Raw genomic sequence first — 23,602 nt, forward strand, 5'->3', positions numbered from 1 at the left:
CTGCCGGCTTCGGACGTGCATCCCTGAAGGAGGGCGCTGGTTGAAAGAGCGATTACGGTTCTCGCTGCTGGGACCGGTCAGGGCATGGCGAGGCCGGGACGAGATCGCGCTCGGCCCACCGCAGCAACGGGCGTTGCTGGCCGTGCTGTTGCTCGCCGAAGGCTCGCAGGTGTCGGTGGACAGGCTCGTCGACGCGGTGTGGGGGACCGAGGCACCGGCCTCCGCGCGTGGCATTCTGCGTACGTACGTTCATCGGCTTCGTAAGGTGTTGGAGCCCGCCGGGGACACCGCGTCGTCCGTGATCCGTGCCGCGGGGGACGGCTATCAACTCACCTCGCCGGGCGAGCTGGATCTGAGCGTCTTCCGGGAACTGTTGGCCCAGGCCGAGCGGTTGCGAGGTGCGGGAGACGCCCAAGGCGCGGCGAAGTGCCTGGGTGACGCGCTCGGTCTGTGGCAGGGAACGGCGTTGGCCGGCGTCCGGGGCGAGTACGCGGACAACCAGCGGCAGCGGCTGGACGAACTGCGCCTGTCGGCGGAGGCGGCACGGCTGGCGGTCGAACTCGAACTGGGGGGCCACGAGCAGGCGGCCTCGGAGCTGACCGCTCTGGTCGCCGAGCATCCGCTGGACGAGCGGTTCCGGGAGATGTTGATGCTCGCCCTGTACCGCTCGGGGCGGCAGGCGGCGGCCCTCGCCACCTACCGCGAGGTGCAGACGCTGCTCGCGAGCGAGCTGGGCGTAGATCCCGGGCCTGCCCTTCAGTCGACGTACCGGCGGGTTCTGCAGGCCGACGCCGGGCTCCTCGCGCCACCGGTTCCGTCCGCGCCCGCCTCGGTCCCGGTCGTGCCCGCCCCGGTGACTGCCTCAGTCCCGGCCGTTCCGGCTCAACTGCCCGCCGGTCCCGTGGTATTGGTTGGCCGGGACGCCTCGGGAAAGGAGACCGGAGGTCCGGATACCCGTACCCGTCGGCTCCGCTGGATGCTGCTGGCCGGCTCCGGCCTGGTGATGGCCCTGCTCTCGTCCACCCCCTTCCTCGTAGCGGGCTCGGACTCGGACAAGGGCGGTTCGACAACGGGTTCTTCTACAGCGAGGCATTCAACAGCGGGCCCTTCCCCCTCCAAGCCCGCGTCAGGCATGGCAATCCAAAGTCACGCCTCCGACAGGTGCATTGACGGCGGCACCCTTGGGGACGCGCCGCTGCAGCTCCGGGACTGCTCAAGCAGCGACAGACAGTACTGGCAGATCGTGTCGGAGGACCGGCTCATCCGGATCTCGGGCAAGTGCCTGGACATCGCGGGCGGTTCGACAGACAACGGCGCGGCCGTTCAGTTGGCCGCCTGCAACGGCAGCGGCTCCCAGAGGTTCCGGCTCAACCCCGCCCACGACCTGGTCAACCTTCAGGCCCACAAATGCGTGGAGGCCACGGACCCGCGCGGGAGCAACCGCACACCACTCCGGCTCTGGACCTGCACAGGCGCCCAGAACCAGAAGTGGACCGCGGTCAGCTGATCCATCGGATCCATCGGACGGCTGCCGGTCACGCCGCAGACGGCGTACGCGCCCGTCAGCGCGGCAGGTCCAGCTCGGCGCGTACGGTCTTGCCGACCTGCCCGCGCTCCAGCACCGCCCACCGGTCGGCCAGCGACTCGACGAGGAAGAGCCCCCGCCCGCCCTCGGCGACACCCTGCGGCACGGCGACCTCACCGGGCGCCGGAGTCCGACGCTCACCCCGCGCGTCCGAGACATCGACGCACAGGGTGCGCGTGTACGGGTCGAGGCTGAGCCGCAGCTCGAAGTCCCGCCCCGGCACGCGCCCATCGGTCACGGCGTTGGCCGCCAACTCCGCGACGAGGAGCGCGGCGGTGTCCGAGGGCCCGGAACCGTACGGGATGCCCCAGTCGTCCAGCCGGTGCAGCGCGAGGTGCCGGGCGAGCCGGGCGCCCAGCGGCGTGGAGCTGAACCCGGTTGCTCGCCCATTGGCAGTCGGAGGCGCGCCACCCATGTCGGACCCGGCCACCGCAGCTTTGACATGTCTAACTCGACATGTCTAATGTTACATGTCATCGGATCGTCGCTACACCTGGGAGTCCTCACATGCCCGCCATCCACGGGGGGGGGCCAGTGGCCCCACGTTACGAACCAAGGTTCAGATCCTGAGCCCGGGTAGCCAACGGCTGCTCCTCTACGCCACCCTCGCCGCGGTGTTTCTGGGGACCTTGGACAGCACGTTGGTCGTCACTGCTCTGCCCCGCATGGGCGCCGACCTCAACGGCGACGAGTCGGTCTACACCTGGGTCGTTACGGGCTATCTCCTCTCGTCCACCGTCACCGGCCCGCTCTACGGCCGGTACTCCGACCTGTACGGCCGAAAGCCCCTGCTGCTGGCTGGTCTCGGGCTCTTCCTGATCGGCTCCGGACTCTGTTCGACGGCCGGCACCTTCACCCAGCTGATCCTCTACCGGGTGCTCCAGGGCGCCGGAGCGGGCGCCCTGTTCCCCCTGGGCATGGTGCTCATCCGGGAGACCGTGGAGTGGAAGACCATGGCCCGCCTGCAGAGTTTCATGGGCGGGATGCTGGCCGTCACCCTGATCGGCGGGCCGTACCTGGGAGGCGTGCTCACCGACACGCTGGGCTGGCGCTCGCTGTTCTGGATCAACCTCGTCCTCGGCGCTCCCATCGCACTCGCCATCGCGCTGCTCCTTCCCGCCCACCGGGACGGCGGCCGGCAGGGCCGACCCGACGTGTGGGGAATGCTGCTGCTTGCGTCCGGCGTGTCCCTGCTGCTGGTGGGTCTCACCGAGGCGGGCAACGGGGGCGCCGACGCGGGGGCACTCTCGTCACCGGGAGCCGTGACCGCGTGCATGGTGGCCGGAGTCGTCGCTCTCGGCGTCTTCGTCAAGGTCGAACAGCGGACGGCCGTCCCCATCCTGCCCCTGCGCCTGTTCCGCGGACGCGACTTTCCGTCGCTGCTGTCGGCCGGCTTCTTCTTCTCCGCGGCCTCGTTGCCGTGCTCCGTCTTCCTGCCGCTGTACTTCCACGACGTCAGGGGCTTCAGCCCAAGCACCGCCGGTCTGATGCTGAGCCCGCTGCTGCTCGCCATGGTGCTCAGCAACCGGGCCGCCGCGAATCTCATCTGGGTGGAGCGCACGGCCCGCCTGCTGCTGCCGGCCGGTGCGGTGCTGCTGACTCTCGGCTGTGCCGTCTTCTTCCTGCTCGGCGTCGATACGCCACTGTGGCTGATCATCGCCATCATGACCGTCATCGGCCTGGGCCTGGGCCCTTCCATGGCCCCCATCGGGCTCATGGTGCAAAGCTCCGTGCCGCCGCAGGACATGGGCACCGCGTCGTCCAGCATCGTCCTGCTCAAACAGCTGGGGCAGTCCGTCGGCCTGGCCGTCGGCCAGACGCTGCTCAGCTCCCGCCTGCTGGCCGCCTCCTCCGGCACCACCGCCGAGGACACGGCGAACGCGGTCGGCCTGACGATGGCCGTGGTGGGCGTGGCCTGCGGCGCCGGGGCCCTCGTGTCGAGCCTTCTGGTGGGGAAGATCGAACTGCGCGTCCCCGGCGGGCCCCCGGCACCCGCCAAGAGCGCCGAGGAGCAGAACAGCTCCACCTGACCCGGACGCGGCGTCCGGACGCGGCCGAGTCCCGTTCACCGGGGCTCGGCCGAGGCTCGAGCGCATGGGCGGACCCTGGGGCGACCGTCCCACCGACCCACGCCAGGAGCGCCACATGAGGTTGCTCAACTTCGCGCTGTCGACCGCGGCTTACGGCGACACACTGATCGGCCTGTCGTTCACCGACCAGATCCGCCAGCCCGGCATCGAACAGCACTTCGTCGTCAGCGAGGCGGCCGTCCCCCTGGTCAGTTCCAGGGGCTACGACTACACCGTCCTCAAGGCCCACGGAACCCGGTCGGCCGAGAAGCAGATCGACGACTGCATTCGGCGGTTCCGGCCCGACGCAATGGTGCTGGCCGACTACCTCAACTACTGGGGCACGCTGATCCGGCAGTACGACACCGACCCGTGGTTCATCGACCGCTACGGGCTGCCGCTGCTGCCGATCGACATCTGGGAGTGGGAGAACACTCCGTTCCGGTTCGACGTGTGCGGCCGGGACTACGAGCGGGAGATCAGCAAACGGATCCTCGGCATGGAGGCCCATCTGCGGCCCGTCCCGGTCGGCCATCTCACGCCCGGCCCCAGCGGCCGGGGCCTGCCCTACCGGATCATGGATCCCGAACCGCTCCCGGACGTCGCCAAGCGCCTCCGCCTGCGCGCGGACCTGGGCCTGGCGAGCGGGGATCGGCTTGTCATGATCCCCGTGTCGGCCTGGCAGCAGCCCGACGAGAACACCCCCGGCGCAACGGACATGATGCGCCGGCTGGCCGACAGGGTCCCGGACCTGCTCGTCCACTATCTCGGCCGACTGCCGGCCACGACCCGCTTCGTGTTCGTCGGCCACGTCCCGCCGGCTTTCCGGAAGCTCCCGCCGGAGCAGGTGCGCGTCCTCCCGCTGTGCCCGCCCGACGAGTACCGGGACCTGCTCGCCGTCTCGGACCTGGTGCTGTCCCTGAGCCTTACCGCGCTCACCATGGTGCGTGCCGTGCTGATGGACATCCCCTCGTTGGTGATCACCAACCGCTTCCGGGTCGCCGGTCCCGCCGACATCGAGAAGGTGTCGGCCGAACTGGGCGGCCTGACGGACACCGCGCGCTCCTGGCTGACGGAGACGGCGCCCATCGCCCCGTTCCGGCAGTGGCCCAAGGGTCTGTACGACTTCGTACAGCGGCTGTTCGACGGCAACGACTACCTGGACACCCTCGGCCACGGCGAGCTGATGGACGAGGAGAACACCGTGGCCCGGCTGACGGAACTCCTCTACGACCCGTCGGCGCAGCAGCGACTGGCCGGTGCCCGCAGCGCCTATCTCGACCGGCTCGCCGCACTGCCTCCGACCCTGGAAGTCTTCGCCGAGGCAGCCCGCCGGGTCGGTCTGTCGATGCCCTGACGGTCACCGCCCCGAACCCACCGGAACACTGACAAGGACACCCCATGCCCAGTGAAAGCCCCATCAGAATCGGCGTGGTCGGACCCGGTTGGTGGGCGGCCAGGTATCTGCTGCCGCCGCTGCTGGATCACCCCTCGGCCGAGGTCCGGGCCCTGTGCGGCCGCGATGCGGGCCGGGTCCGCGCGGCAGCCGAAGCCGCCGGGATCCCCCACGCGTACGTGTCGGTCGAGGACATGATCGAGGACGTCGGACTCGACGCTCTCATCGTGGCGTCGCCGCCTTCCTCGCACCTGCCCGCCGTGACCGCGGGCGCGGCCCGGGGACTGCACGTGTTCTGCGAGAAGCCGCTGGCGCGCTCCGCGACGGAGACCGCGGCGATGGTGCGGGCCTGTGAACGCGTGCGCACGGTGGCCGGTTTCACGCAGCGCTGGCACCCCGCCGTGCGCCTGCTGAAGACGATGGCCGTCGACGGGGCGATCGGCGAGGTGCTGCACATCCGCTACACCACGCGGGCCACCCTGGCCGCCGACCCCAGGGCGCCGTGGGACTGGCGGCACGACGCGGACGAGTACTCCTACGGAGTGCTCAGCGACCTGGGACCGCATGCGGTGGACCTGGTCCGCTGGATCGGCGGCGAGATCGCCTCTGTACAGGCGACGGCGCACACCGTGTTCTCCGACCGGCAGGACGCCCACGGCGCCCTGCGCCCCGTGGGCAACTGGGACGACGCCACGATGGAGTTCGAGTCCGAGAACGGTCCGGCGGCCTCGGTCACCATGACGCGGACGATGCCACGCAGCACGTACCGCCGTTTCCACCACGAACTCGACGTTGTCGGCACCCGCGGAACCCTGACCTACACCTCGGACCGCCCGGCCGAGGTGATCGTCGCCGAGACGGGCGGTGAACCCAAGGCCCTGCGACCGTCCGTACCAGGTCTGGAAGAGGCGGCTGCGGGCAGCTTCGAGGAGATCATGGCCGTCATGAACGAGGGCGCCCGCCGCCAGGCCGCGGACATGCTGGACGCCTTCGCCGGGCGCCCCGTGCAGGAGGTGCCCACCCTGACCGACGGGCATATCGGCCAACAGGTCCTCGATGCCGCCGCCGTGTCCGCCCGCACCCACGCCGAGGTCCGTGTCCGGTCCTGAGTTCCGATCCCGGACGACCCGGCAAGTCTCGCGCCGCCGGCGCGTGCCCTGCCTCCCCACGTCCGCTCTGTTCAGCCCGTCTCGAGCCGCGTTCAAGCCGGGCGGCGGATGCTGAGCGCGTCCGCCCGCGCCGACCGGCTCGGCGCAAGGGCATCGTCCCCGCGGAGGAGGCATGGGCGTGGAGATCACCGGCAGAGGGTTCCTCGCGAGCCACATGGAGCGTCTGCGCCCCTGGCACCCGCACGCGCTGCTGCTGGCGGCCGGCGTGTCCAGCACGGTGGCCGACGCCGCGCACGACTTCGACCGTGACGCCGAACTGTGCTACGAGACGGTCCGCCGATGCCGTACCGCCGGGCGCACCCTGGTGTTCCTGTCCACCGCGTCCGCGAGCATGTACGGCGGACCGGACGGCCATGGACGCGAGGACGGCCCCGTGTTCCCCCCTCGCCGTACGGCAGGCACAAGCTGGCGCTGGAGGCGGTCATCCGCTCCTCCGGGGTGCAGCATCTCGTCCTGCGCCTGGGGCATGTGGTCGGCCCCCGCCAGCGCGAGCACCAGTTCGTCCCCGCTCTCGTGCGTGCGGTGCGGTCGGGCTCGGCGCTGGTGCACAAGGGCGCCACCAGAGACCTCATCGCGGTCGAGGACGTCGTCACCCTCACGGACCGGCTGTTGGGACTGGGAGTGGCGGACGAGACCGTGAACATCGTCTCCGGCCACGCCACGTCCGTCGAGAACATCCTCGACCACATAGAACAGCGCCTCGGTCTGCGGGCGGACCGGACGGAGGTGGTCGGCCCACCGGCCGGCTGCCACCCGTCCACCGCGAAGCTCCGGCGGCTGGTGCCGGACCTGCACGACCTCGGATTCGACGAGAACTACTTCCGCCGGGCGATCGACTCCTACCTGCAGTCGTGACCGCCGGGGACCCCACGCGCCGGCCGGACGGCACCGGGCCGTCCGGCGCCATCCGGCCGCGGCAACCATCATGAGCGAGAGGACGCACAATGGCGGAACAGCAGTCGGCCGACGTCGAGTTGGGCACACTCAAGCTGCCCGACGGCAGGGAGGTCGTCGCCCCGAACGTGGATCAGGCGGTGGTGCTGTGGAAGGTGGTGAACGAAGACGCCTTCTACCTGGAGGCGATCGAGGGACTGGCCGAGGGCGACGTCGTCTTCGACATCGGGGCCAACATCGGCTTCACCGCCCTGTTGTTCGCCGACCGGGCGCCCGGCGTCCGGGTCGTCTCCGTGGAACCGGCTCCGCCGTGCTACGAGGCGGTGCGGGAGAACATCGCACGGCACGTTCCCGGTGGCACGGCCGTCCAGGCGGCCGTGGGCAAGGCGCCGGGCACCATGGGAACTGACCTACTACCCCGAGTCGCCGGTCAACTCGACCCTGTACGCGGACATCGAGGAGACCATCGGCAACCACAAGGCCTACATGCGAACCACCGGGATGCGAGAGGAGTTCATCCAGCTCCACCACGAGTCCCTGGTGAGCACTTTCGAGAAGGTCGTCGTCACCCCCGTCGACGTCGTGACGGTCGGTGAACTGGCCGAGCGGCACGGTGTCGAGGAGATCGCCCTGCTGAAGATCGACGTGGAACGGGCCGAGACCGACGTCCTCGACGGCGTCCCCAGGTCGCTGTGGCCGAGGATCCGGCGGGTCTGTGTCGAGGTCCACGACAATGACGGCCGGCTGGAGCAGGTCAAGCAGCTGCTGACGGCCAAGGGGCTCCGGGTCCGCGTCGGGCAGGAAGAGGTGCTGGCGGGGACCGCCGTGCACATGGTTCTGGCCACCCGCGACTGAGACGAGCCACGCTCCCCGTCCCGCGCACCGGGGGCGGGGAGCGCTCGTCGGCGCCGTGGACCGCGAGAACGGGAGCGGGGTCGCGGGCAGGAACGAACCGCGGCAGCATCGAGAAAAACGGCGCCGCCTTCCCGACACGACGCGTGTCGGGAAGGCGGCGCCACGTCGTGAGCGGCCCGCGGGAGGTCAGGCCGGCACAGCCTCGATCACATGGGCGGACGTCACACCCGTCCAGGCCGGCCGCACGGGTACCACCTGGGAGAGGGTCAGGCGCGCGGAGGCGAACAGTGCCTCGTACTCCTGGCGGCTGCGCTCGGCCCCGCCGTTGAGCAGCATGCCCAGATGCCCATAGGCGGCGAGGCGGTCGGTGAGCGACGTCCCGAAGCGTTCAGGCCGGACGCTCTCCACCAACAGCACGCGGCTGCCGGGAGCCATCGCCTCTCGGACGTTCGCCAGCAGTTCGCGGCTGCGAGTGTCGTCCCAGTCGTGGATCACGTTCTTGAGCAGGTAGGCATCCGCGCCGGGCGGCACCTTCGCGAAGAAGTCACCGCCGACGATCTCACAGCGGTCCAGCACGCCCGCCTCGGCGAGCGTGCGCTCCGCTGCGTCCTCGACGACGGACGGCAGGTCGAAGAGGATTCCGCGCAGGCCCGGTGTGGCGCGCAGGATCGCCGCCAGCAGGGAGCCCTCGCCGCCGCCGACGTCGGCGAGCGTCCCGAACCTCGTGAAGTCGTACGCCTCGAGCACAGCCTGCGCCGTGTGCCGGGTGAAGAACGTCATGGCCCGGTTGAAGACAGCTGCGACATGGGGTGGCATCGCCGCGAACGGGTTACCGCCCGGTTCGGAGTCCACGATCTTGGGGGCCGACTTCAGCACGTCGTGCAGCGCGAACCAGCGCTGGATGTGCCCGGGCCCCGCGTGCAGCAGGGCCACCGCATGCAGCGAGTCCGCGCCGTCCTTGCGCAGCAGCCGGCCGGAGTCGGTGAGCGCGAACCGGCCGTCACCCGCGTCGTGAACCAGGCCGGCCGAGGCCAGCAGGTACAGCAGCCGGAGCAGCGACTCGGGGTGAGTGCCGGTCCGCTGCGCCAGCACCGCGTGATCGACCGTGTCGTCGCCGATGGCGTCGGCGAGTTCGATGCGGGCGGCGGAGTTGATCGCTGTCGAGACATAGTGCCCGGTGATCATCTGGAACACGGCGGCCGCCGTGGCCGGCGCCTCGGGAGGGGATGCATCCGCAGTCGTCATAGTCGCTCTTTCTCGCTGGAAGGGGACAGCGGCGACTCAAGCGCGGAGGGCTCGACACGAGCTTGAAACCGTCTGGAGGACCCCGCTTCGAGCAGGGTTCAAGAAGGGGTCGAGACGACACCACGACAGTGGCCTCGTTCCCCAACGCCAGCACGAAAGGCTGAAGATGACCCAGGAACACTACCCGGTTCTCGTCGTGGGCGCGGGGACGGTCGGCCTCTCCACGGCCACCGCCCTGGCCCACTACGGAGTGCCCGTCCTGCTGGTGGAACGCCACGCCGGCACCACCGAGCATCCGCGCGCCACCGGCGTCCAACCCCCCGTCAAGGAGTTCTTCCGGAGCCTGGGACTGGACGAGCGGATCCGTGCGGCCAGCGCCGACCTGCTGGCCAGCAACGGCAAGGTCGACCTCGAGACGCTCGCGGGCACGGACCTGGCCACCGCCCCACGCATTCCCACACCGCCGAGCGAGGTGGCCGAGCTGACCGCGAAGATCAGCCCCACCCCGCTGGGCCCGTGCGCCCAGGACCAGATCGACCGGGTGCTGTTGCAGGCCGCCCAGGAGAAGGGAGCGGTCATCCGGTTCGGCATCCGGCTGGAGTCGCTGCTCCAGGACGAGTCAGGAGTCACCGCGACCCTGGTCGACATCGCCGACGGCTCCCGGAGCGAGGTGCGGGCCGACTACGTCGTGGCGGCCGACGGCTCCTCCAGCTCCGTACGCCGGAGCGTGGGCATCCCGATGCAGGGGCCGACCGGTCTGGGCAACCCGATGATCAACGTGTTGTTCAAGGCCGATCTGGCAGACCTGGTCAAGGGGAACGAATTCGCGTTCGCGCAGATCACCAACGCGGACTCGGAGGGGATCCTGCTGACGGTCGACAACCGGGACCGGTGGATCTACCACATCAGCTACAAGGAGGGCGAGGAGACCCTCCAGGACTACCCGGAGGAGCGCTGCATCGAGCTGATCAAGGCCGCCATAGGCCGCTACGACATCCCGGTCAAGATCATCAGCACCATCCCCTGGCGGATGTCGGCGCGGGTGGCGGAGCGGGTCGTCGAGGGCCGGGTGATCCTGGCCGGCGACTCGGCGCACACCATCCCGCCGATCGGCGCCTTCGGCATGAGCAGTGGTGTCGCCGACGCCTGCAACCTCGCCTGGAAGCTGGCGTACACAGTCAAGAAGCAGGCCGGTCCGGGGCTGCTGCGCAGCTACGAGTCGGAGCGACTGCCGATCATGCGCTTCACCCGGGACCAGGCACTCCTGCGCTTCAAACACCTCGATCTGCACTGGGACGAGGAGAAGGACGGTGAGCGGTCCGCAGTCGAGATGGCGGACCCGCTGGTGACGGCGGCCGCCTACCAGTACTACGAGGGCGCGCTGGTCGACCCGCCGGACTCGCTGCGTTCGCTGACCCGCCCCGACGAGAACCTGGACGGTTCGCCGGGCGCTCGTGTTCCGCATGCCTGGGTCGAGCACAAGGGCAAGCGAATCTCCGTCCTGGACCTGCCCGACGGCGGCTTCGCACTCCTCACCGGCCCGGACGGGCAGGAATGGGTGACGGCGGCCGAGGAGGTGGCCGCGCGGACCGGGCTGCACTTGCGCGCCTACCGGGTCGGGCCGGACTGCGAGGTGGCGGACCCCGAGGGCACCTGGGCGGCCTCGGCCGGGGTGGCCGACGGCGGTGCCCTGCTGGTGCGGCCGGACATGTTCGTGGCCTGGCGCTCCCCCGGCCGCCGGAAGCAGCCGGTCGACGTTCTCACGGACGTCCTCGGCCGGGTGCTCGACCGTCCCTGGCGGATGAACTGACCGGACGCCCCATCGGGCCCGGGCGCCGTACCGGCGCCCGGGCCCGTCGTCGTTCCCGGCCATCACGCACACCGGCCTGCCGGGCCTGCCTCGCTGCTTAAACGACGACGCTTGGCCGGGTGGAGCCCGGCCAAGCGTCGCGGATCGAAGGGAGCGGTCAGCCGCCGAACCAGCGGCGCAGGGCGTGCCGCAGCGATGCTTCGCCGGCGCCTACGGCCTGCGCGGCCGAGCCCGCCCAGGCGACGTAGCCGTCGGGGCGTACCAGCAGCACCTCCGCACCGGACGCCTCCGCACCGGCGCCGGACAGCGTCCGGACCCGTTCCGCCCACGGCTGTGCCAGCCTCGTCGCATTGGCGGTGGGCGTCAGGTCGAGCAGGACTCCCTTGCCCGGGTGCAGCGCCTGGGTCAGGGTGGTCTCACCCGCGCCGTCCTTCACGGTGAGGTCGCCCAGCAGCGTGCCGACGACCTCTGGGGCGTCCGTGCCGTCCGCCTCGAGGGAGTAGCGAATGCTGGTCCCGGTGACGAGTTCAGCGAGGTACTTGTTGGCCTCCGGCCCCTCCAGCACACCGGCGAGCAGAGACCGCAGCGCGCTCACGTCCCGGCCGGGGCGCAGCAGCGCCAACTGGGCCCGGCTGTAGTCGAGCACCCACTGCGCCACCCCGAACCGCTCGCGCTGGTAGGTGTCCAGGAGGTCGTCCGGGGCCCAGCCCCGCACCGTGCCGGCCAGTTTCCAGCCGAGGTTGACAGCGTCCTGGAGACCCAGGTTGAGCCCGAGGCCGCCGTAGGGGAAGTGGATGTGGGCGGCGTCGCCGGCCAGGAGCACCCGGCCCTCGCGGTAGCGGTCCGCCTGCCGCGTGGAGTCTCCGAAGCGGGCGAGCCAGGTCGGCTCGGCGATGTCGACGTCCCGGCCCAGGATGCGCCGGACCGCCGCCCGGAACTCGTCGAAGCCGACGGGGGCGTCGCGGTCCTCGTGTGCGGCGCCGAACTCGGTGGTGACGATCCGCGCGCTGCCGGTGGGCCGCAGATTGATGTTGACGGTGCCGCGTTCGGTGCGGGTCATGCCCCGGCGCTCCGTGCCCATGTCCACCACGGTGCAGTCGCACAGCAGGGACGCCACGGTCGCCGGCGTACCGGCGAAGTCGATGCCCGCCAGACGACGCACCACGCTGCGGCCCCCGTCGCAGCCGACGGCGTAGGCGGCACGCAACCGGACCTCGCCCGACGGGCCGCTCGCCGTGACGGTCACCCCGTCGTCGTCCTGCGCCAGAGCATGCACCTCGTGGCCGCGCAGCACGGTCACGCCCAGAGCGCGGGCGCGTTCTTCCAGCATGTCCTCGATCCGGGTCTGCGGAACGTTGACGAGGTAGGGGTGGTCGCTGTCCATCGCCTGCAGATCGAGCAGCGGCCACAGTCCGGCCAGCGGCAGCTTCGGCCACAGCGCGCGCTCGTGCAGGATGCCGTCGAGCAGTCCTCGCCGGTCGAGTGTCTCCACCGTGCGCGGATGCAACCCCCAGGCACGAGACTGCTCCGGCCGCCGCTCCGCCTGTTCCAGCACCGTCGTCCGTACGCCGGCAAGACCGAGCTCGCAGGCCGTCATGAGCCCGACCGGTCCCCCGCCGACGATCACCACGCTGGTGTTCACCCTGGCTCCTCGCGTTGTTCGTGACAGATGACGGTCAGCCTTCAAGCCCCTGCTGGAATGCCGGTCGACGAGGACTTGAGAGCGGGACGCGCCAGGGGGTCCGGGAAGCCCCGGGCCCCTGAACGGGCGGGGCTGTACCGCATGATGGGGTGTTCCATGGGAGGAGTCAGATGTCACTTCGGCACGCGGTGCTCGGTCTGCTGAGCCACCATCCGGCGAGCGGTTACGAGCTGGCCAAGCACTTCAAGTCGACGCTGACCGGCGTCTGGTACGCGCGCAACCACCAGCTGTACCCGGAGCTGGGCCGCTTGGCCGAGGACGGTTTCGTCGAGGTCGTCGAGGAGGGTCCGCGCGGTCGCCGGACCTACAGCATCACCGACCTCGGGCGCACGGAGCTGCGTCGCTGGCTGGTCGAGGTGGAGCCGGACCGCTCGACCCGCAGCGAGACCTACCTGCGGGCGTTCCTCCTCGCCACGGTACTGGGCCGGGATGACGCGCTGACGGTCCTCGACCGCGAAATGGGGGTGTGGGAGGCGAACCGCGCGGCGCTCCAGGAAGGGCTCGACAAGGCCGAGGGGAGCGTGCCGCCCGACGACCCCTATGTGCTGGCCACGACGATGGGCGTGCGGCTCAACGAGGCGATGCTCGACTGGGCGCACGACACCATCAGTCGCATCCGCGAGCACCGCGCCGGGCCCTGAGCCCGCTGTCCGCCGCCCGGAGGCGGCGGAGCACGGTCCCTCGAGGTCCTTCGACGTCCCTCGATCCGTACCCCAACCGTTCCCCAGCGATACCGCGAACCCTGTGCCGGACAGGAGTGTTGCGCAACCGGTGAGGAGGACGGGATGAGCGTCGGGAGCCTGTGCGTAGGGGTGGGGCTGCGTTGTCTGCGTGGGCTGTGGCAGGCGCTGACAGCGCTCGGCATGACCATGTGTTCCATGCCCTCCCCCGATTGGCAGGGCTGGTACCTGCCGTTACCCACCGCCCCGGACGCCCTCGACCCCACCGGGCGTCCAGTGTGGTTTGAGCGGCCGGGCGCAGCGTGGGTTCCGAACACGGATCAGCAGCCGATGGACGAAGGGACCCGCCCATGACCACACCACGCTCCCACCTGGCCGGTTTGGAGGGCCGCACCGCGGTGGTGACCGGCGCCACCCATGGGGTCGGACTCGCCGTGGCGCGCCGCCTGTGCACGTCCGGCGTCGATGTCCGGCTCACCTACGCGCACGACGATGCCCGCGCGGAGCAGGCCCTGCGGTCCCCCTCAAGTGCCCCACCCGCATGCGGTTCTGACGCATCATACGATTCATCGCGACACTGGTGCCTCGATAGACGAATCCCTCCCCATGGCTGGAAATGGACACGTCAGGTCACCAACACCAGACAGCAGTGCGCCACCGTCATCGCGGCACAGCGGCAGGGGGAGACGGACCCTCACGACCGGGAGGTGCCACAGCAGGGCGCCTCCTACGCACAGGGCGCGTCGACACCGCGCGGAGTGAACGCCTCTCCGGGTTCGTGCGCACCTCCTGCGCGGGGACCGATCAGCAGATCCTACGGACTCATCGCAGCCTTGGAAGAAACACGGTCGTTTGATCGCCGATCCGCATTACCGGGGCTATGATTTTCCGAATTCTTCCCGTGTGATGTGATTAACGAGTTCCCCCGGCTCCACGTCGAGCCCCGCTGCAATGTCCAAGAGCGTGAGCACACTGGGGCTGCGCTGCCCGTGCTCGATGTAGATGAGGCCGCGAAAGCTCAACCCACTGCGCTCTGCGAGTTCTTCCAAGCTGTAGCCCCGCTCTTCACGGAGTCGCCGGATCTGCATACCGAGGGACAGGAGTCGGGGATCTGGTGATGGTTCGCGTGCTGGCACACAGCGACTCGACCGGTACGACTTCCCTCAGGCCATGAACAGCTGTGCATAATCGGGCTCGGGGCTGGAAATCCTGCACGTGAGCACACGGGAACAGCCCGGCGGCTACGAGACCCAATCACTCGTACGACCTGCTCGGCACAAACGGATAGACCACGGCGCGGCAGCGAGGTCGCTAGCCCACAAGCAACGAACGAGAACATATGGCCAGGCCGATCCTGCCATTCGACCGATGGCACAAGTCATATCCGAAACCGGACCGGGGCGACGGCCCATGCAAGTGCGGGACCAGAAACCTCCCCCTTTACCCATCAGCAGATCACGGACGGGGGCTCCGCTGGCAGGCTCGCCATGTCGATCACCTCGGAAAAGAGCGCAGAGAGTCGTTCGACACATGGCAGGAAGCTCTCGACCGGCTCGGCGAGTTGACCGCCGAGGCTGCGGCCACGACGAGAGGCAGCCAATCAGCACACAGTGCGCGAGTAGCCTTCTTCGGCGCGCAGATGATCGACCGAAAGCGGAAGAAGAAAAAGAGAGCGAATACGATCAATACGTACGAGAGTCACCTTCGCAATCACATCTTGCCGTTCGCAGGCAATCGCATACCGAAATCGCTACGGCGTAGCGACTCCATGGCCTTCGTGGATCATCTGCTAGAAAAACCCAACCTCAGATCCCCTCGCACGATTGTCCAGATTTTTAAGACCTGGCGCATTCTCATCCACTACATGATGGACGAAGACATTCCGCTGCCCGCAAACATCGTGTCCCGCATCGAGCTTCCCGAGATCAGCGACGACGGTGGAGACGCCCTCATCCCCAAACAGGTGGCCGCAGCAGCCCTTGCCATGCGGACGATCGAGCCGCGCTACGAAATCCTGGTGTGGCTCGGCGCGTGCGCAGGACTGCGTGCCGGCGAGGCTCTGGGGCTGACACGGACACGCGTCGGTTGGCAGGAGGATCTCCTGTACGTTCAAGAGCAGCGTCAGCGCGGCAAAGCTGCACCGCTCAAAACCAAAGCCAGTTACGCGACGCTGCCTGTGGATCATTTCCTGATCGAACGCTTGGCGACCCATGTGGCTCACTTCAGCGAGCCGGAACCCGTCACCCAATCCGCCGCGCGCAAGCGTCGGGCTCGGCGGCACGTCGGGCCAATCGACGAAGACCTCATCGTGACGAACCGATACGGAAGGCCAGTTCAGAGCAGTGATTTCAACGAAAAGTGGCAACGGGTTGTCGCCCTGGCCGGCCTACCGGAAGGCACCCGTTTCCACGATCTCAAGGTGTTTTACACCACCACACTCGGCGGACCAGGCCAGCACGACCCGAAGACCGTCCAAGCGCTCTCACGGCACGCCCGCTTCACCGAAACATGGGACACCTATGCGCGCCCACCGAGGGCGGTAGAAGGCCTGCGCGTAACCGCGTTCGGCGATGCCTTCCGTTCAATACAGCAGAACCGGGGGTGAGTTGCAGCACGGTCGCCGTGCCTCCGGGAGAGAAACCCGGATTTCCAGCTCCTGAGGCACATCCGGCTCTACAAGGCGCACCCGCCCCGCTACGAGTGGCGCCCTCACTCAGTCGCGGCAACAACTCCGGTCGCCGCTGCCATCCGCGGGTGCTGCGCTGGTGCAGGGATGGAACCTTCGCCTCCGCCGCGCTACGTCGTGTCGCTCCCGAACCGCGAACCGGTGGCCGACGCCCTCCTCCAACGAGACCACACGACATCCAGTGGCGGGCAATGCCCGCCAACTTCCTGCCATGAGAGCGGGCACACGCTGCTGCCCGGGGATACTCGGTCCATGCCGCTCATCCGTGACATCACCCACGTCGACTACTCGGTGGTGGAGGACCTGCTGTACTCGAACCATCTGGGAAACGGCAGGTTCTACGACCCCGAGGGCTTGGACGTCATCGTGGCCGAGCTCCACGGAACCGTCGTCGGGGTCGCCGAGTTCCAGCTCCACTGCGACTTCGGACACGACGAAGGCCGGGAGGCGCACCCCGGCGAGCAGACGTTCGTCTTGACCATGGCCGTCGCTGATACGGATCGTCGCAGCAGGGTCGGCCGGGCGCTTCTCACCGAGATCGCCCACCGGGCCCAGGAAGCAGGCCACACCTTCCTGGGCCTGGTCCCCCAGGACGGCGACAACGCGGCCAGCCGACAGGGGTTCTTCCAGGCGTGCGGTCTCACGCTGTACGGACCCGACAGACCGGGTGCGGCATGGGGCTGCCCAATCTCAAACATCCTCGATTGAACGCGACCAGCGAAGGCCGCCAGCGCATCGCCGACGCCGCGATCGACTACCCCGGCACCTGGGTCGTCATCGAGGTCACGACCTCCCAGCTGCGCCGTGAACTGTCGCCGGAGCGCGTTCCGAATCTTCGCCCATCTCCGTGACCGATACGGTGACAGATCCGCTTTCCGCTCGCTGTAAGTACCGTCAGGCGTGGTCAGCGCACTCGCGCGCACCGCGGGAGACGACATGGCGACCGCGATCAGCGAAACCGGAAGCAAGGACAGGACGTTGGCGGATCTGGTGGTGCGAGGGCCAAAAGCACCGTTCTTCAGGATCACCCATCTCCGCGACCGGTCCAAGGCCTCCGTGAACGAGCAGGCGTCGACCTTCGATCAGCGCTGAGCCCGCCCGAGCACCCGGCGTCTGCGTGACATGACCGCGCCCGATCTGCCACCCCGGTCGCCGGGTCGGCACGCCCCGTGCACACGGAATGCGTCGCCGTCTCAGGAGGAGCGTGACATGCGCGAGCGCCGGAAACCACAGCCAACTCATCGGAGGACCACATGGGCACGTCGCGAAGCAGCTCGCAGCCCGCAGGACACATCGCCGTCGAGGGCCACGCCGGAGTGCTTGTCGCTCGTATCGACGGAGGCCCGCACGCGTTGTTCGATCCCGAGATCACCAAACAGCTGAAAGAGCTGGTCGATCGAGCTGACCGCGATCCGGACATCCGCGCGGTCGTCTTCACCGGTACGCATCCTGACCGCTTCTTGAGCCATTCCGATGTGCGCTGGCTACAAGAAGGTGGCACCGGATTCCCGCCGATCAACACGCGCATCGCCAAGCTCGTAGCGCGCACGGCGAGACTCATCAACAGAGTGCCGGTCGTCAGAACGCTCGCGGGGAAGACCCGGCTCAAGACGCTTCTGCAGCTCGACAGCTTCCATGCCACCTTCCTGAAGATGAACGCAAGCGGCACCATCTTCGTCGCGGCACTCAACGGTTCGGCACTCGCCGTCGGCGCAGAACTGGCCTTTGCCTGTGATCTGCGCATCATGGCAGACGGGGACCATGTCATCGGCCTGACAGAAGTCCTGCTCGCACTGACACCGGGTGGCGGCGGCTCTCAGCGACTGCCTCGTCTGATCGGCAGGCAGCAGACGTTGGTCGCCGTTCTCGAAGGCAGGCCGTTCACGCCTGCGGAGGCTCTCTCGCTCGGTGCGGTCGACGAAGTGGTGCCCCAGGAAAAGGTCCTCGCTCGGTCGATCGAGCGCGCGGAGTATCTGAGCCTGCGCTCGAAGAAGTCTCTCGGAGCCATCAAGCGATCCATCTACTTCGGCAGCTCCCTGTCGCTCGAGGACGGCTTGCAGCTCGAGCACGCCGAGTTCCTGGTCAGAGATCAATCGAAGGAAGCTCAGAGGCGGATGCTTGAATACATCGCCGCCACGGACGCCACTGGCGAGCTCCCTCTGCTGAATCGTGAGACGTACGCGCGAGCGCTCGCCGCCGGGCGGATCGGAGGCAGCCCAAGCGAGTAGAACGGGTCGATGTGGTGACCCCGCCTTGATCGACGGTTCATTGCCCCCCCTCTCTGACAACCTCGGTTGAGGCTGTCAGAGGGCGGTTCGTGGAGTGATGTCCGTTGCCCGGTGAGGTTGGTGCAGTGCAGCTGGTCGCGGGGGCTCGGTCGGCTACTGCTTCCTGGTGTGCTTGGCGCGGGTGCCTTCGAGGTGCTTCGGCAGTGGTTCGTGGTCGAGGCCTTCGCAGACCTCACGGGCCCGGAGGGGTCGGTGGCCTCGTCGAAGACGGCGAGGTGGCGTGGGCCGGGAGACGGTCAGCGAGAGCAGTGATGGTCATCCGGGTGATCGCCAGGTGTTCATCATCGCCGACGCGGCGCACTCACTGCCGCGCACGCTGCACCCCGTTGTCCGCCGTGACGGCGTGCGCCGGTGTTCGACTGGTAAGCCGCCACACGATCTCCCACTCGCCTCGCAACTCGCTTGCGGCCTCTTGATCACCTAAATAGCATTACGATCATAAGACAATTGGGTAGTCCATCACCGGGGCGGAGCAGCTCCGGCCATCCACATTGGAGAAGCACGTGTCTTCCTCGAACGTCGAAACCCAAACGTCCACCACTGACTTGCACCAGTTTGCCGATGAGTTGATGAGGCAACTCAACCTGCGGGACGCCGACAGCGCGTTGGCCCCGTTCGCGCCGGACGCCCGCTTGTACGCCGCCGACGGCACCACCACCGGCGTCGAGGACAACCGCGCGGTGCTGGCGTCGGTCTTCGACGCGTTCCCCGACATCACCTTCACACCGGTCCGTGTCGTCGCCGAGGACGATTGGTTCGCGATCGGGTTCATCTGGGCAGGCACGAGCACCCGGCCCTTCAACGGCATTCCCGCCACCGGCCGATCCTTCAAGGTGCTGGAGTTTCGTATGTTCAAGGTGGTCGACGGGAAGATCACCGAGGCCTGGGGCCTCATCGACCTGGCGTCGCTCTTCGCCCAGTTGCAGTCCTGAGTGGGCGGTTCATAGGGTGATGTCCTTTTCTGGCTGAGGTGGGAGCAAGGCCGCTGGTGGAGGTGGTGTCGGCTATTGCTCCCTGGCGAAGTTGCCGGTGTCGGCCTCGGTGAGGACCCCGAGTTCGACCAGGCGTTTCAGCTTGGCGCGGGTGCCTTCGACGTTCTTCGGCAGCAGTTCGTGGCCGAGGGCTTCGCAGACGTCCTTGGCCCGCCGCGGCGGTCGCGTGGTTGAAGGCGGCGAGGACGCGGGGGTAGTCCGGGTGCTCGGGCAGGTCCGGCGCGACGGCCGGGAGCCGGTCGGCGAGGCCGGTGACGGTCTTGCGGGTGATCGTGAGGTGCTCCAGGTGCGTCTCGGCCTCCCGCAACCGGGTCTGCAGGCCGTCGATCTGTGCGCGGAGGTCGTCGGCCAGGGCCCGGGCGGCGTCTTCCTGCAGGTCCAGGGCATCGAGCGGGGGCCGGATGTTCACTGCGGATGCCTCGTCGAGCCACTGGGCGTCGTCGGCGATGATGAGCACCGGCCGTTCCTCGGCCAGCTCCGACGAGCGTCAGTACGGCCACGCCGATCAGGAACCGGTCCTCCACATCGCCGCTCATGCCGAGCCTCGTTCAGGGCCTTGGCCTGCGGCTGCGGGAGCCTGCTGATCCGCTCCGTCACCGGCCACAGCAGTTCCTGCAGCGCGGCGAAGTCCAGCTCCGACTTGAGACGAGTGCCGTGACATCTCAGGACGGAAAAGTCTGCCACGACGGATCCGGCCACGCGCTTGAGCAAAGCGTTTGGCCGGCCCCGGGGTCACCCCACACCATCATGGTTGCTCCGCATTCCTGACGGCATCGTCAAGGATTCGGTCAAGGGCGGCCTGCTCCTGGCGCCGTCCGTACAGGTCCCTTGCTTGATAGTTTCATGGACGCTGTCGCCGGAGCGCTCGTGCTACCTGTGTTCCGAATCTTCGCCGCCTCGTGACCGATACGGTGACAGATCCGCTTTCAGCTCGCTGTAAGTACCGTCAGGCGTGGTCAGCGCACTCGCGCGCACCGCGGGAGACGACATGGCGACCGCGATCAGCGAAACCGGAAGCAAGGACAGGACGTTGGCGGATCTGGTGGTGCGAGGGCCAAAAGCACCGTTCTTCAGGATCACCCATCTCCGCGACCGGTCCAAGGCCTCCGTGAACGAGCAGGCGTCGACCTTCGATCAGCGCTGAGCCCGCCCGAGCACCCGGCGTCCTGGCAGCCCGGTGACCGCATTTCAGCCACCTTTTTCCTACTGCTTCTTGTCTGCCGCCCAAAACCACTGACCGCTAGGAAACGGAGCCCTCTCATGAGTCAGCCCAGCACGATCCACCTCGAGCGCACCACGCCTCAGACCGCCAGGATCACGTTCGCGAATCCTCCGGTGAACCTCATGGTTCCCGAGGCCGTGGTGAGGCTGCACGAAATCGTCTGCGGGTTCGATGAGGACCCAGATATCCAGGTCGTCGTCTTCTCCAGCGAGGTCCCCGACTTCTTCATCAACCATTTCGACGGCGCCGCGGCGGGCGACCTGCCCGTACCCCAGCACGAGGACGACCCGCCGGTCTGGACCGACATGGTCCTGCGCTTGAGCAAGGCCTCGTACGTCAGCATCGCGGCCATCCGTGGTCGCACCCGCGGCGCCGGCAACGAGCTGGCACTCGCCTGCGACGTGCGGTACGCCAGTCGCGAAAAGGCGGTCTTCGGGCAGCCCGAGGTCGGCATCGGAATCGTTCCCGGCGGAGGCGGAACCGAGCGACTCCCGCGATCCATCGGCCGCGACCGGGCGCTGGAGGCCATTCTCAGCAGCGTCGACTACGACGCCGACGTGGCCGAGCGCTGGGGGTGGGTCACACGAGCCCTGCCCGACGCGGAACTCGACGCCTTCGTCGATGCGACGGTCGCCCGCCTCGCCGCCTTCGACCGGCAGGCATTGACGACCGCGAAGTCGATGGTCAACCGAGCGACACTGCCGCCGGACGCCGACCTGATCGACAGCTACGGCGGGTTCGTGGACTCGCTGACAAATCCGGGATTCCTGGCTCGTGCCGTGGCGCTCGGCACGCTTATCGCCGACAAGGGTCTCGAGGTCGAATACCACTTGGGCGAGTACGTCGGCCTGGCCAACCAGACCTCCTGATCTCTCGCCGGGGAGAGCCTGCCGCGATGCTCGACGAGGCCGACTCACCAGTGGCGTTCTGCCACATCGGCAAATTCCATGAACGGTTGGACAACCGTCGCGACGGAGTCAGGCCACGTGGAATGCCTGGTCGGCCGGGACTGTGACATGCGCAGTATCGGCAACGGCTGATCGTTTCACCCGTTCCTGCGACGCAGGGTGCGGTAGCGCCTGCGGCGGCACCGATCTTCGAGCGGGTGCACGGAACTCCTGAACTCGTCGACCACGGTGTTTCCCGGACGCCCAACTCACAAGCTGTCCCAGCGCTGGACACGGCGACACGTTCCAGCACCGAGAAGAGTGTGTCGACGAGTTCTGGGATTCCTCGGATCCTCAATTCACGAACTCTGCAAGGAGTCAACCGATGAGGGGCACAGTCACCATCATCGACGTGGGCAGCGTGCGGGTGCACAGCTACATGGCTCCGGACGACGGCCTGAACGTCACCACCCAGCTGATCGAAGTTCCGATACTGCGTGATCAGATGGCGGCCCGGTGGGGACCTCCAGGACCGGGCCGGTGTCCCGGTCCTGGCAGCGGAGGCCGCTCCCACCGGCGTTTCGCCGCGCAGGAGAACGCGGCGCGAGAGGGCGTACGCGGCTGCGCGTTCATCAACACGGTGGCGGAGTACGCCCCTGGCGCCGATGCGCACGCCATCACCGCCGAACACAAGCGTGCCGTACGGGCCGGGGTGCGCGACCGGCCGCCGCGGCCCGTGCCCTGGACTCCGACACTCTCTCGTTCCAGCTCACACTCCTCATCGACGGCACGCTGACGGCGACACGCGTCGAAAACGCCGGCGCCGAAGCGTTCAGGCGGGCGGCGCGCGACCTGCTCGACGCGGTCTGCCCCCGATAGCTCCTCAACCACCTTTGGCCAATCGGAACCGCTCCACCGAAGGGACCCGATCAACATGTCCGAGCAGACCCTGCCCACCACCGCCCGCGCGTGGCACCTGGACTCCCGCCCGGAGGGCCGGCCGACCGCTTCCAACTTTTCGCTGCGCGAGGTGGCTCTCCCCACGCCCGACGCCGGGCAACTCCTGATCGCCAACGAATACCTCTCGGTCGACCCCTACATGCGTGGCCGGATGAGCGACAAGAAGTCCTACATCGAGCCCTACGACGTGGACGCTCCGATGGACGGCCCGGCGGTCGGCCGTGTCCTGGTGTCCAACGCGCAGGGTTTCGCTCCCGGTGACTATGTGGTGCACGTCCTCGGCTGGCGCGACTACGCGATCCTTGACGCTGCGACCGCCCAGAAGGTGGACCCGAACCTCGCGCCGCTCACTGCATACCTCGGCGTACTCGGCGTCCCCGGCCTCACCGCATACATCGGTCTGGAGCGGTTCGCGAAGATCAAGGAGGGCGACACGGTCTTCGTCTCCGGCGCGGCAGGCGCCGTCGGCACCCAGGCCGGTCAGATCGCAAAGTTGAAGGGCGCCGGACTGGTGATCGGCAGCGCGGGCTCGGACGAGAAGGTCAAGCTGCTCATCGAGGAGTACGACTACGACGTCGCGTTCAACTACAAGAACGGGCCGGTCGCCGAGCAGCTGGCCATGGCAGCCCCGGAGGGCATCGACGTCTTCTTCGACAACGTCGGCGGCGAGCACCTGGAGGCGGCGATCGGCGCCCTCAAGCTGCACGCACGGATCGTCGTGTGCGAGGTGGTCTCCCAGTACAACGACGAGAAGGTCGTCGGCCCGCGCAACCTGTGGAACCTGTCCGTGACGCGTTCGGACATCCTGGCGTTCATGGTCAGTGAAGAGCTGGACCTCCAGCCGGACTTCGTCCGCGAGGTCGGCGGCTGGCTGGCCGAGGGCAGGCTCCGCTACCGCGAGACTGTGCGGGAGGGTCTGGAGAACACCCTGGACGCCTTCCTCGCCATGATGCGGGGCGAGAACATCGGAAAGATGATCGTCAAGCTCTGAGTCCGCCTCCGTCACGCCCTGACGATGGGCCTGCCGCGCTCGCGGCGGGGCCCTCGCGCGTCGGTCGCAGCGCAAGCCCGAAACACCCTGGCCTCGCGCAGACCCCGACCCCGACGGCATCACAAAAGCATGGATCGGTTGCGATCACCGACCCGTCCTACTTGATATTAT

General features: G+C 68.3%; 22 protein-coding genes and 1 pseudogene. 19 read left to right on the forward strand and 4 right to left on the reverse strand.

Annotated elements, in window-relative coordinates; all coding sequences use genetic code 11:
• Positions 1–40: 40 nt before the first annotated feature.
• Positions 41–1,507 (forward strand): BTAD domain-containing putative transcriptional regulator, encoded by a 1,467-nt coding sequence (locus OG241_RS15935; RefSeq protein ID WP_405816049.1) that lies wholly within the window; start codon positions 41–43, stop codon positions 1,505–1,507.
• A gap of 55 nt (positions 1,508–1,562) precedes the next feature.
• Here the strand turns inward: OG241_RS15935 and OG241_RS15940 are convergent, their stop codons facing one another.
• On the reverse strand, positions 1,563–2,000 hold the full coding sequence (locus OG241_RS15940) for an ATP-binding protein (protein ID WP_405816050.1): 438 nt from the start codon (positions 1,998–2,000) through the stop codon (positions 1,563–1,565).
• Positions 2,001–2,055: 55 nt separating this feature from the next.
• Here OG241_RS15940 and OG241_RS15945 point away from each other — a divergent pair, with 55 nt between their 5' ends.
• From OG241_RS15945 to OG241_RS15970, 6 genes and pseudogenes are all read left to right on the forward strand, one after another.
• Positions 2,056–3,615, forward strand: coding sequence for an MFS transporter (locus tag OG241_RS15945; protein WP_405816051.1), 1,560 nt, complete (start codon positions 2,056–2,058; stop codon positions 3,613–3,615).
• A gap of 115 nt (positions 3,616–3,730) precedes the next feature.
• Complete coding sequence (locus OG241_RS15950; protein ID WP_405816052.1) at positions 3,731–5,011, forward strand: DUF6365 family protein; 1,281 nt, start codon at positions 3,731–3,733, stop codon at positions 5,009–5,011.
• Positions 5,012–5,055: 44 nt separating this feature from the next.
• On the forward strand, positions 5,056–6,159 hold the full coding sequence (locus OG241_RS15955) for a Gfo/Idh/MocA family protein (RefSeq protein ID WP_405816053.1): 1,104 nt from the start codon (positions 5,056–5,058) through the stop codon (positions 6,157–6,159).
• A 339-nt stretch (positions 6,160–6,498) separates the two neighbouring features.
• On the forward strand, positions 6,499–7,074 hold the full coding sequence (locus tag OG241_RS15960) for an NAD-dependent epimerase/dehydratase family protein (protein WP_405816055.1): 576 nt from the start codon (positions 6,499–6,501) through the stop codon (positions 7,072–7,074).
• Between the two features lie 89 nt (positions 7,075–7,163).
• Positions 7,164–7,454, forward strand: a pseudogene (locus tag OG241_RS15965) (FkbM family methyltransferase); the annotation flags it as partial.
• A gap of 13 nt (positions 7,455–7,467) precedes the next feature.
• Positions 7,468–7,968, forward strand: coding sequence for an FkbM family methyltransferase (locus tag OG241_RS15970; RefSeq protein WP_405816056.1), 501 nt, complete (start codon positions 7,468–7,470; stop codon positions 7,966–7,968).
• Between the two features lie 186 nt (positions 7,969–8,154).
• Here the strand turns inward: OG241_RS15970 and OG241_RS15975 are convergent, their stop codons facing one another.
• The gene (locus tag OG241_RS15975; protein WP_405816057.1) at positions 8,155–9,213 is read right to left on the reverse strand and encodes a methyltransferase; all 1,059 of its coding nucleotides are present in this window, start codon (positions 9,211–9,213) and stop codon (positions 8,155–8,157) included.
• Positions 9,214–9,379: 166 nt separating this feature from the next.
• Between OG241_RS15975 and OG241_RS15980 the strand changes: the two genes are divergently transcribed.
• Positions 9,380–11,023, forward strand: coding sequence for an FAD-dependent monooxygenase (locus tag OG241_RS15980; RefSeq protein ID WP_405816058.1), 1,644 nt, complete (start codon positions 9,380–9,382; stop codon positions 11,021–11,023).
• Between the two features lie 157 nt (positions 11,024–11,180).
• On the opposite strand, the gene OG241_RS15985 is transcribed toward OG241_RS15980, so the two are convergent.
• Positions 11,181–12,665, reverse strand: coding sequence for an FAD-dependent monooxygenase (locus OG241_RS15985; RefSeq protein WP_405816059.1), 1,485 nt, complete (start codon positions 12,663–12,665; stop codon positions 11,181–11,183).
• 170 nt (positions 12,666–12,835) lie between these two features.
• Between OG241_RS15985 and OG241_RS15990 the strand changes: the two genes are divergently transcribed.
• Complete coding sequence (locus OG241_RS15990) at positions 12,836–13,366, forward strand: PadR family transcriptional regulator (RefSeq protein ID WP_405816061.1); 531 nt, start codon at positions 12,836–12,838, stop codon at positions 13,364–13,366.
• A gap of 917 nt (positions 13,367–14,283) precedes the next feature.
• On the opposite strand, the gene OG241_RS15995 is transcribed toward OG241_RS15990, so the two are convergent.
• A complete protein-coding gene (locus OG241_RS15995; RefSeq protein ID WP_405816062.1) occupies positions 14,284–14,493 on the reverse strand; it encodes a helix-turn-helix domain-containing protein in 210 nt (69 codons plus the stop codon).
• A gap of 251 nt (positions 14,494–14,744) precedes the next feature.
• Between OG241_RS15995 and OG241_RS16000 the strand changes: the two genes are divergently transcribed.
• From OG241_RS16000 to OG241_RS16045, 10 genes are all read left to right on the forward strand, one after another.
• Positions 14,745–16,010, forward strand: coding sequence for a tyrosine-type recombinase/integrase (locus tag OG241_RS16000; RefSeq protein ID WP_405816063.1), 1,266 nt, complete (start codon positions 14,745–14,747; stop codon positions 16,008–16,010).
• A 333-nt stretch (positions 16,011–16,343) separates the two neighbouring features.
• Entirely contained in the window at positions 16,344–16,799 is a 456-nt protein-coding gene (locus tag OG241_RS16005) for a GNAT family N-acetyltransferase (protein ID WP_405816064.1), read from the forward strand.
• A complete protein-coding gene (locus tag OG241_RS16010) occupies positions 16,796–16,942 on the forward strand; it encodes a hypothetical protein (RefSeq protein ID WP_405816065.1) in 147 nt (48 codons plus the stop codon). Before OG241_RS16005 ends, OG241_RS16010 begins: the two co-directional genes overlap by 4 nt.
• A gap of 85 nt (positions 16,943–17,027) precedes the next feature.
• Entirely contained in the window at positions 17,028–17,183 is a 156-nt protein-coding gene (locus OG241_RS16015; protein WP_405816066.1) for a hypothetical protein, read from the forward strand.
• Positions 17,184–17,344: 161 nt separating this feature from the next.
• Positions 17,345–18,319, forward strand: coding sequence for an enoyl-CoA hydratase/isomerase family protein (locus OG241_RS16020; protein ID WP_405816067.1), 975 nt, complete (start codon positions 17,345–17,347; stop codon positions 18,317–18,319).
• 563 nt (positions 18,320–18,882) lie between these two features.
• Positions 18,883–19,311, forward strand: a complete 429-nt coding sequence (locus tag OG241_RS16025) for an ester cyclase (protein WP_405826243.1) — start codon at positions 18,883–18,885, stop codon at positions 19,309–19,311.
• A gap of 1,048 nt (positions 19,312–20,359) precedes the next feature.
• The gene (locus tag OG241_RS16030) at positions 20,360–20,515 is read left to right on the forward strand and encodes a hypothetical protein (protein WP_405816066.1); all 156 of its coding nucleotides are present in this window, start codon (positions 20,360–20,362) and stop codon (positions 20,513–20,515) included.
• 116 nt (positions 20,516–20,631) lie between these two features.
• A complete protein-coding gene (locus OG241_RS16035; protein ID WP_405816068.1) occupies positions 20,632–21,462 on the forward strand; it encodes an enoyl-CoA hydratase/isomerase family protein in 831 nt (276 codons plus the stop codon).
• A 403-nt stretch (positions 21,463–21,865) separates the two neighbouring features.
• Complete coding sequence (locus tag OG241_RS16040) at positions 21,866–22,276, forward strand: hypothetical protein (RefSeq protein ID WP_405816069.1); 411 nt, start codon at positions 21,866–21,868, stop codon at positions 22,274–22,276.
• A 138-nt stretch (positions 22,277–22,414) separates the two neighbouring features.
• On the forward strand, positions 22,415–23,431 hold the full coding sequence (locus OG241_RS16045; protein WP_405816070.1) for an NADP-dependent oxidoreductase: 1,017 nt from the start codon (positions 22,415–22,417) through the stop codon (positions 23,429–23,431).
• The last annotated feature ends 171 nt before the right edge of the window (positions 23,432–23,602 follow it).

This window comes from Streptomyces sp. NBC_01390 (assembly GCF_045040105.1).
In the GTDB taxonomy this organism is placed as follows: domain Bacteria; phylum Actinomycetota; class Actinomycetes; order Streptomycetales; family Streptomycetaceae; genus Streptomyces.